The 8940-nt window shown below is 62.9% G+C and carries 9 protein-coding genes; 5 read left to right on the top strand and 4 right to left on the bottom strand.

Features of this window, described 5'->3' with window-relative positions; genetic code table 11:
• From AC30NL_RS02600 to AC30NL_RS02585, 4 genes are all read left to right on the top strand, one after another.
• A partial coding sequence (locus AC30NL_RS02600) for a hypothetical protein (RefSeq protein WP_489462451.1) occupies positions 1-291 on the top strand: 291 nt, incomplete at its 5' end.
• A gap of 766 nt (positions 292-1057) precedes the next feature.
• Positions 1058-2188, top strand: coding sequence for a saccharopine dehydrogenase family protein (locus tag AC30NL_RS02595; protein WP_489462450.1), 1131 nt, complete (start codon positions 1058-1060; stop codon positions 2186-2188).
• Positions 2169-2684: an SRPBCC family protein gene (locus AC30NL_RS02590; protein ID WP_489462449.1), complete on the top strand. Its 516-nt coding sequence runs from the start codon at positions 2169-2171 to the stop codon at positions 2682-2684. The genes AC30NL_RS02595 and AC30NL_RS02590 overlap by 20 nt, the downstream gene beginning before the upstream one ends.
• Positions 2685-2693: 9 nt before the next feature.
• On the top strand, positions 2694-2885 hold the full coding sequence (locus AC30NL_RS02585; RefSeq protein ID WP_489462448.1) for a hypothetical protein: 192 nt from the start codon (positions 2694-2696) through the stop codon (positions 2883-2885).
• A 569-nt stretch (positions 2886-3454) separates the two neighbouring features.
• Here the strand turns inward: AC30NL_RS02585 and AC30NL_RS02580 are convergent.
• The 4 genes from AC30NL_RS02580 to AC30NL_RS02565 all read right to left on the bottom strand — a co-directional run bounded on the left by AC30NL_RS02580 (position 3455) and on the right by AC30NL_RS02565 (position 7726).
• Positions 3455-4987 (bottom strand): SCO family protein, encoded by a 1533-nt coding sequence (locus AC30NL_RS02580; protein WP_489462452.1) that lies wholly within the window; start codon positions 4985-4987, stop codon positions 3455-3457.
• Positions 4988-4995: 8 nt separating this feature from the next.
• Positions 4996-5931 (bottom strand): hypothetical protein, encoded by a 936-nt coding sequence (locus AC30NL_RS02575; RefSeq protein WP_489462447.1) that lies wholly within the window; start codon positions 5929-5931, stop codon positions 4996-4998.
• Between the two features lie 27 nt (positions 5932-5958).
• A complete protein-coding gene (locus tag AC30NL_RS02570; protein WP_489462446.1) occupies positions 5959-7191 on the bottom strand; it encodes a tyrosinase family protein in 1233 nt (410 codons plus the stop codon).
• A gap of 151 nt (positions 7192-7342) precedes the next feature.
• Entirely contained in the window at positions 7343-7726 is a 384-nt protein-coding gene (locus tag AC30NL_RS02565; RefSeq protein ID WP_489462445.1) for a hypothetical protein, read from the bottom strand.
• Between the two features lie 490 nt (positions 7727-8216).
• On the opposite strand from AC30NL_RS02565, the gene AC30NL_RS02560 reads away from it, so the two are divergent.
• Positions 8217-8777, top strand: a complete 561-nt coding sequence (locus AC30NL_RS02560) for a S49 family peptidase (protein WP_489462444.1) — start codon at positions 8217-8219, stop codon at positions 8775-8777.
• Positions 8778-8940: the final 163 nt, after the last annotated feature.

Raw genomic sequence — 8940 nt, 5'->3', positions numbered from 1 at the left:
TCCGAGAGTGCCCGGGCCATGGTGAGCGTCATACCCGAAGAGCAGCCGATCGACGGCACTTGGACAGGTGCCTCGGCGTCGGGCTTCCTCGGCTCGAAGTCGACGACTGCGCTTGCCCCGTGGGATGGGGCCTTGTTGCCAACCATCGTTGAATCAGATCCGCCGAGTTTCCCGGGGCTGTTCGGTGCGGCCTCAATGCTCGCCAAAAATGCAGGAGATGCGGCCTGCGCAGCAATGAACGGTGGCGAAGCGCGACCGGCCGGGATGCTGGCCGATGGCTGCATCGGATGAAATGAGGTGCTCGTGCCGTCCGGTCGCGGTACCAAGCCTTGCAAGCTTGAGCTTGAGTCGACCGGCGGGGCGATGCACAGGCGCGCGTTGCGAGACTCATTCGCTTCCCCGGCACTATCGAGTAGCGGACGGCCGGACGCGGCACAATTGATGCGATCCAAGATGAGCCTTTCCTGTGAGGTCGCCGCAGTATGGGGGCAACGGCGCTGTGGGGCTCGTTGGACTCCGAAAGGAGGCATGAAAGTGCGAAGTCTTCATGTCGAGGAGGTCGCTCCCGGGTCCTCTCGCGAACGCACTGTGGGGTCCTACGCCCAGGCCCAGAACGCCGATTTTTCCGTCGTTGGGGATACACGGTTGGGTCGAGGACTGGCGCGCCGACATTAGGCTCCGGTGGTTGGCCCACGGTTTTCACCGTGGCCCCTCAACTCGGCAACAGCGAGCTGCAACGATAGTACCGCCGAGCAGGCCGAGGTAGGCTCGTTGAACAGCCCGGAAGCTGCCGGTCGCGAACGACAGCAGATGGCCGGCGTGTGAGTTCCCGGGCTTCGCCGGCAGCTGACCTTGGCCGGCCCGGCTCACGCATCGAAGGTCAGCTTCCAAGCGCGGCCTCGTACTCACACTGCCAGCCAAGAGCGGTAGTAGGGCCTGCCCTCGCCAATGCGGTCGCTCGCGAAAGGTTGTCGCTGCACGCTGAACAGATAATGCGACCGTAGGGACCAACTCGCGTTCGTGATGCGATATCGACTCTGGCGGAGGATTCGTTGACTTGAAGACGCTGGTGCTAGGCGGTTACGGGAACTTCGGTACGCGCATCTGCCGCGCACTGGCAGGCGATCCATCGATTCAGCTGCTGATTGGTGGGCGCGACTTGAGCAGCTCGCAGTCGCTGGCTACTGCCTTGGGTGGAGGCGCACAGGGCATTGCAATCGATCTTGACGGGGAGGGGTTCACGCGGTCTCTACGTGAGGCAGGAGTCGAACTTCTGATCCATACCGCGGGCCCGTTTCAACAGCAGTCCTATGGCGTCGCCGCCGCAGTTGCTGCGGCCGCTGCCCACTACATTGATCTTGCCGATGGCCGTCGCTTCGTCTGCGATTTTGCAAACGTGATGGACGCGCCGTTTCGTGCTGTCGGCCGCTCGGCGATCACTGGTGCCAGCACGGTCCCAGCGTTGTCGTCTGCCGTCATTGACCATCTGTGCGATGGCTGGAAGCGAATCGATGCCATCGACATCTGCATCGCCCCGGCCCAAACAGCGCCCCGTGGACGAGCGACGCTGGCGGCCGTGCTGAGCTACTGCGGTGAGCCGGTCCAAGTGTGGAACCAAGGGCGTTGGCAGGCGCAGTGCGGCTGGGCGCGGCCCGAGCGCGTGGCGTTCGCGCGCTTGCGCCCGCGCCTAGGCGCGCTTTGCGACATCCCTGACCTTGAACTCTTTCCGAAGCACTACAAGGTCACGCAGCGCGTCATGTTCCGTGCTGCGGTCGAGGTCGGATTGGCTCAGCGGGCGTTTGCAGTGCTAGCCGGGTTGCGCAATGCACGCTTGATCGGGCAGCCTGCCCGCCTGGCAGGGGTGCTCAATCATGCCGCCCGTGCACTCGACTTCATGGGCTCTTCGACAGGCGGGATGGTGGTCCGTGTCAATGGCAACGATGCACTCAATCAGCCCGCCAGACGCGCGTGGCACGTTACCGCAGGCAATGATCACGGGCCAGAGATTCCATGTATGGCGGCGATTCTGCTCGCGCGCAGGCTGGCGCGTGGCGAAGCGCCACCCGCGGGTGCGTTTGCCTGCATGAATGCGTTACCGCTTTCTGACTTCGAGCTAGAGTTCAACCACTGGGGTATGGTGACCGACACCATCGAGGAGGAGGCCGACCGTGGCGCATCAACGCCTTGAGTTCCCGATGCCAGCAAGTGAGGCGATCGTCTTTGATGCGTTTCACCACCACCAATGGCGCATGCGCTGGGATTCACTCGTCAGCGCCACCCACGTGCTGGGTGGTGCGCCGTGCCCCTTCGTCGGTGCAATCACCGAGAATGCCGGCGCCGGCGCCTTGAGAGGCCTTTCAATGCGCACGCAGTTCGTGTCCTATGAACCACCGCGTGTGGCTGCTGCCACCATGTTGGGCCGCTCGTTTCCTTTCATCCGGTGGGCCGCCTCGATGCGGCATCGTTCGACCGCACCGAACCAGTCGCTGCTGATCTACACCTACAGCTTCGAGGTGGGTCCGACAGCGCTTCGCTGGGTGCTGGAGCCGATCGTCAAACAGATCTTCGACTGGCAGACACGTCGACGCTTTGCAAGACTGCGAGACTTCCTGACCTCGCATGCGGATGACGTGGCGCTGTGGCAGCGTACCGGTGCCAGTAACGCGGCCGAGCAGGCTTCATGAGTGACTCCCATGCTTGACGCTCGTGACTTGAGCCTGCTTCGTTTCGGTCTGATCTTCGTGTGGCTCGCCACAGCGGTCGCGAGCATGTCGGAGTTGCAAGGCAAAAGCCTACGCCTGCTGACGAGCGCGGGGATAGACGACCGCACACTTGCTTTCGCGCTGATCTTGGGTGGGGCCGGCTCGATGCCGCACTCGGGATAGCGATGTGGATCAAGCCTGGTCGTGTGGTCTACACAGCGGCATTCGGCACGATGGTCGTGATGACCCTCGCGGCGACGGCAATCGCTCCGCGAGGACACTGCAGCATTCGATGCGGGGCTGCGTGCCATCATCCAAGAGGCGAAGGCGGAATGCGGCTATGACATCGCCACCGGGCATCGCTTCTTCTGTGGCTCGCTCACGCCGACGGATTTCAGGAAGGTTTCCTCCGGGGGAATTCAAGGCGCACGCCTGGTCAAGCTACGCGATTGGCTCGGCACGTTTCCCAACGCGAAAGACATCGCGACCAGGCTGCGCGGCTTCACTTGGACGTGACGTTGGCCGCATTGTGCGGCCGCAAGCAATCAGCCCAGCGATGCGCCAAACGACGCCGACCCGCCACGCGCCCGAACACCCCTGTCTTGCGCTTTCCAAACTGGCTGTTTGGGAAGCGTTCAAGAAGGTGAGGACCAACCGGGGTGCAGCAGGCATTGATGGTCAGTCGATTGAAGACTTTGGGCAGAACCTCTCGGGGAACCGTACAAGCTCTGGAATCGGCTGACCTCGGGCAGCTACACCTGGCGGGTCGATGCTTTGCGTGGCGATGCACGGAGCACAGCAACGGCGGACCCGATCGCCATGCACGCAATACCCAACCAAATCGCCGAGTCCTGGCCCAGCGCAAGTCCGGCCCCGACGATCAGTGCCGTTCCAAAGACGGACCACACTAAGGACGCCCAACGGCGCTTCCGCCGGTCCGCCCAGCCGATCGCCGCCAGGTTCGTCAGTAACAGCAGTGCAAAAGCTGGCCAGGCGCTGAGCCACCCCGGCAAATGGGGCAGCGCGGCCAGGCCCGTAACGCTCAGATAGGCCGCGCCGCAGATCGGGCACTTGGGCAGCAATGCCAAGAGGAACGCCCACAGTACGGGGGTCGATCTGACCACCGTCCCAGCAGGGTTCACGCGAGGATCTGCTTCCGGCCGCGGGAGCGCCCGAAGATCCAGCACCACCTGCTTCGGATCCCAGCCCAGACGCTGGTAGCTGGCGGCGATCCGCCCTTCGGCGTCCAGCACGAACACCTCGATGCGATGCCGGTTCACCAGCGACCCGACGAAGTTCACGCCCGACGCAAAGAAGCGCTGCAGGGCCTCGCGCCCCTGCGTCGCGCGCAAGAGCCGACACTGGAGGCCCGGAATCAGCCCACGGCTGGACGCATAGCCGCGCAGGCGCGGCGGCAAGTCGAAGTCCGGGTCGTACGTGATGGCAGCTATGTGAACGGTTTGCTCCAGGCCTGCGGCCTGGAGCAACCTCTGGAGCTGGGCCACCTTGGTGATGGTGAGCGAGCATTTCTGTTCGTTGTCGCAACGGGTATAGAAGAACGCCACCACCGTGGGCTGCCCGACGAAGCACTCGCGCCAGGACAAGGGCGCGCCATCTTGGTCTTCGAACCGAACCATGTCGACGTGTGCCCCGCTTACCACCGGCACGTGACGCCGCCAGGGCAGCGGCAGATCACAGCAGCTAGCGCCCTCACCCGCCGATCCATCCGGCAGCCCTCGAAGAACATCCTGCAAGGCCAGTCGATGTTCAGTCGCCAATGCGGTGGGACCCTGGTCCAGCACAATGAGGCCAGTCCGTATCCAGCGCATGTGCGGGCCCAACCATCGCAATGTCTGGAACACCTCATCCAGCGCCGGCCGCGCCGAATCATCCTGCGCCATCCCACCCCAGACCCCGAGATCCACCAGATCATCGCGCCGGGCGAGCGTTTCCAGCGCGCGCAGCACCACGGGCGCAAATCCCGGCAAAGGCGTTTCGGCCTGCCGCAGGGCACGCGCCGCGGCCGCCAGCAGGTACGGCACGAGGCCCGTCTCGAGCTCCTCCAAGACGAGCGGCACCGCTTCGGATTCGAGAGGCATGTTGCCCAACTCGACCAACACCCACCCCCGGCGACGCGACACCTCGGCAGAGCTGCACTGCGCATACGCTGGATGCTCTTCCTGCAACAGCAGGACGAGATGACGGGTGCGCGACGTCCCGGACGCAGCGCTTGCCACTTCGGCGCAAAAGTGCGCCTGCGTCCAGGGCAGTTCCGCGGCGTCCATGCTCACGGTCAGGTATAGCGTTGCTTGAGGTTCGCCGCCGCCAGCTTCAGACTACTCGCGTCGTCGGCATCGCCTTGATAGCGTTCCACCTGCGCCTGAAGCTCGGTGTCCTGAGCGAGAACTTCCGGATCCCCGAAATTGGCCAGCGCGGTCAAGCACAGCGTCTTGATCTCGTCACTTTCGGTCGGGTCCATCGCCATGCCGCGCGCCGTGTCCTGCATGCGCTTGGGGGCCAAGTGGTTCAGCGCGCTGGCCGCGAGCTGACGGACCTCCGTGGACTCGGACTTGTCCCCGAGTACCTGTTCGAAGAGCTTCACAGATCCCGCGTCGGCCGCCAGCACGCGCAGCGCCTCGCGGCGCGCCAACGGGTTCGGTGGTGCCTGCTCGATCTTGTGCGCCACCGCATAGGCTCCTGCGTGCGGGTCATAGCTCAGCAGCTGCAGCGCCTTTTCAGGCGGGAGCATGGCCTTGCCGGCATCCTCGAGGCCTGAGATCAGCATGGCCTGGGTGTCAGGGTCGTTCTCCCGGGCAAGAAGCCCGAACGCCCGCTGACGCAACTCCGAATTGGCATCGGTGCGCAAGGCACGCAAGGTCTTCATGTAGGCAGGGCGATGGGGCGCGAAACGCACCGGATCGAAGGTCAAGCCTTGGACCGAGGACAGCACCTTGTTGCGCAAGTCGTGATCTGCCGCCGTATCCCCGAGGATTCGCATGACCCCGTTGAACGCATCGCGATCATCCAGCACCGCATTGCCGAGCTGCAATAGCGCCTGGATTAGCGCCTCAGGCTTGGCCTTGGCCAAGCTCGTCCCGCCACGCAAAGCGTCGGCGGCAGCGCTGGGCTTCTTGGTCACCGTGCGCTTTGTGGCCGCCGTGGTGGTTTTCTTGGCCGAACCGTTCTTGCGAACGACACCGGCCTTGCGAGAGGTCTTGCTAGTGGGCATGGTGATGCACTCCTGGCTGGGGCCGGTTCAGATGTCGTCGTAGTCAAAGCCGAGCTTCGCACCACTGGACACCAAGCCCTTGTAGTCGAGCATGTGCATGACCAGCGGGCTTACGCCCGGCGCTGCCACGCACGGCGACAGCGCCATTGGGCCGCCGGGAGCGGTCGACGGCCGGGGTGACGTCACGATGCCGTTCCATGGCCAAAGGCTGTCCCCCAGGTTGTGCCCCGCCAAAAGGCTCGTCGGCGTGGGTCCCGAGTCATAGGCCGCGGCCACCGCGCCGTCGAACCGATTGTTCTTCGCCTGCCATTTGGCCCACAGCCGATCGACGTTGCAGTGCAGGAGGAAGAACAAGGGATCCTTCGCGGCAGTGGGGATCGAAGAAATGCTGCCGCCGAAGTACTGGACATGCGCATTGCCGTGTGGGTCGCCTTGCATGACCCTGAAATTTCGGTAGACGCTGCCGAGCGCCAAGGTCGCGGCCTCCTTCGATACGAAGCTCGACGCCGTCGTCGCCGGGTTGGGTCCGATCAGGCGTCTGGCCACGCCTTGCACGCCGTCAGTGGCCCAGAACTGCAACGGATTGGAAGGACCAAAGGCGACGGTGCCGAGGGCATCCGCCAAGCCCATGAATTCGGGCGTGAACACGTTCGGCGATGGGCGGTCGAACCGCCAGTACGGCAGCGCGACGGAAGGGTCGATGGCTTGCAGCTCACGCTCCAGATCCAGCAGATAGGCGCGGTGCCATGGCAAGAAGCCCGGTCCGCCGTGCGCCTGGTCATCGGCCCTCCCCGCCACGTGCATCAAGCGGAAATCGGCAAACCGCCCCGTGCCACGATTGTTCAGCTGCGCCATGGCCGCCACGAATCGGTCACGCTCTCCAGCAGTGAGTACGTTGGCATTCTTGCGGATGCGCACCATCACCGGCAGCGTGCCAAGCACCTTGTTGCCTTCCTTGACGACGATACTTACGTCGCCATCAGTTTGGCTGGGCTTGCCGTAGTTGCCGCGGACGTACACCGTCACGGATGTGCCATTGGTGGGCAACACGACCTTCAGCGTCGAAGCGAACCTGCCGTTCTCGGTCAGGCTGTAACGGATGGAGCCACCATTGGCTTGGCGACTCTCGCTCAACGTCACCGTCACGCCGCTCGGAGCCGGTAGTGTGTCGAGTAGCCGCATTCGCAAGGGCGATGGCATCCAGGTCAAGTAACGAGCAGCGCGTTCGGCGCTGTTGTTGAGCGTGAAGTCGATGCGCATGTCGCGCCTCCCCTATGTTTTCTTGGCCACTCGCGTGCGATGGAGCAAGCCTCACCGGAGGAGGCACCGACCGATCCCGGCTGACCCACAGCACTGGGCTCAGGCGATCGGCGACTCCTACCTTAAAACGTCAACTGACTTTGACTGCGCGCTATTTCAACAAGCCGCTAATCCAAGCACTGCACGTATAGGTGCCGTCCTTCGGATGACTTGTCGCAATGATGAACACCGTGTTGGGCGCGATTGCATGATCGAAGCGTTGGTAATCCTTCTCTCCGTCGCTCGTTGCAAAGTGCACGTTGGTATTTGCTGGAATCGTCTTTTTGGAAGTGTTCAGTACAGACAGCGTCTTGCTGACGTCCTGCAAGCCTGAACCGGCCGTGCACTTGAGCGGGGTCTTGGCAATCTCAATGCCGCCGGACCCGGGCTGCTGTCGGGGAGGGGTATCTGATCCTCCCCCTGCATGTGCAATTGGCGTCAGCGAAAGACCGAATGCGGTGATGGACAGGACTGCTGTTGCGATCTTGAGTTTCATCGTAGCTTCTCCCTTTCTCACGTTTCATTGGGCAAGGCCAAGATGCATTCTTGCCAGGACGGCTCCAAACAATGCAATCGCTGTTCAAAGCTGCGCCCAGCTTGCCGCAGTCTCGGCCTCTTTATGGTTCAAGGTCGGTTGACTGCGTGGATTTGATTTCATCTGGCTTACTTGCGCCATCCCACGAATCGAAGTGCCCTACACCGCACAGTTCCGCGTCGACTTTGCGGTTGAGCTTGAGCTGTAGGTCTTCTGTTCTCCGCAGGTTTCATGGTCCGTTCTCTCAATGAGATTCTGCAATCGAGAACCGGGAGCTACGCGCTCAACTGAAGGAACCGAACATCGTTCGCTCCGGAAGGTTTGGCTCTACCAAGGCGCCAAGCCATCAAAGTATTGACCGACCTTTACCCGCGCTGGCCCGCACATCCCGCAGTGTCTTCCATGATCCGGGGTGCCCGCCTCGAGCATGAAAGCCGAGCGGCGATGGAAGATGGTCTTTCAAGCGATGGTCTTCGGTTTCCCGGTGCTGCTCGGAGTCGGCTATTTCCTCTTCTTCCTCAGCACCACCGGCTTTCGCTGGGGCCCGTTCGGGAGCGTCGTCGGGGTGGTGAGGATCGAAGGCGCGATCGGCGCCAACGAGCGCGCGTCCGCGGAAGCGATCCTGCCCCTCTTGGAGAAAGCGTTCTCGAACTCCAGCGTCAAGGCCGTCGTCCTGTCGATCGACAGCCCCGGGGGCGCGCCGGTGGAGTCGGAGCGCATCTACACAGCGCTCGGCACGCTCAAAAAGAAGCACCCCAAGCCGGTGGTGGCGGTCATCAACAACATCGGAGCCAGCGCCGCGTTCATGATTGCGTTGCACGCTGACAAGATCATCGCCGGCAAGTACTCGCTGGTGGGCTCGATCGGGGCCATCATCGCGCCCTGGCAATTCGACCGCGCGATCGCGAAGGTTGACATCAGTCAGCGTGTCTATGCCTCCGGCAAGTTGAAGGCGTTCTTGAATCCGTTCACTCCTGTCTCACCCGAGGTCGATGCGAAGGCGCAGCACTGAGTGTGATCAGCCAATTCGATGGACCAATGATCAAGCTCGGTGATGGTCGGCCGGGCCATCTCGTGGGTCCGTTTAGCGATGCAGTCGTGTTCACGTCGACGATGGCCATCAGGTGCATGAACAAGAACGCCGCCAGTGTTGAAGCTGGCGGCGTTCGGCATTG

The sequence above is a fragment of the Rhizobacter sp. genome (assembly GCA_021153565.1).
In the GTDB taxonomy this organism is placed as follows: domain Bacteria; phylum Pseudomonadota; class Gammaproteobacteria; order Burkholderiales; family Burkholderiaceae_C; genus Albitalea.
This window is presented reverse-complemented; position numbering and strand designations above follow the sequence as displayed.